A 506-nucleotide genomic window follows, 5' to 3' on the forward strand; every position below is an offset into this window, starting at 1 on the left:
CGACCAGGGCCTCCTGGAAGGTGGCGCCGAGCGAGGACTGCAGGTAGCCCGGGAGCACGACGAGGAACGTGTAGCCCGCCGCCGACCAGCCCATCAGCCGGGCGATGCCGAGGACGACGGCCTTGGCGGTCTCCCCCGCCGAGGCCTTCTGCACCGGCGCGGAGGTGCCCTCGGGGCGGATGCGCTCGAAGGACGGGGTCTCCTCGAGCCGCAGGCGCAGGATCAGGGCGATGATGCCGAGCGGCAGCGCGAGCAGGAACGGGATGCGCCAGCCCCACGAGTCCAGAGCGTCCGCGCTCAGCACGGTCGCCAGCAGCGCCGCGATCCCGGCACCGGCCAGCAGACCCAGGGCGACCGTGAAGGACTGCCAGGCGGCGTACAGGCCTCGGCGGCCGCGGGGCGCGAACTCGGTCATGATCGCGACCGCACCGCCGAACTCACCACCTGCGGAGAGGCCCTGCAGGATGCGGACCAGGGTGAGCAGCCAGGGAGCCGCAGCGCCGATC

General features: G+C 73.3%; 1 protein-coding gene. It reads right to left on the bottom strand.

The window, feature by feature from the left end; genetic code table 11:
* Positions 1-506 (bottom strand): MFS transporter (locus IEY81_RS23980; RefSeq protein ID WP_189121006.1); only part of this gene is annotated, 506 nt, incomplete at both ends.

The organism is Nocardioides luteus (assembly GCF_014648595.1).
Lineage (GTDB): Bacteria > Actinomycetota > Actinomycetes > Propionibacteriales > Nocardioidaceae > Nocardioides > Nocardioides luteus.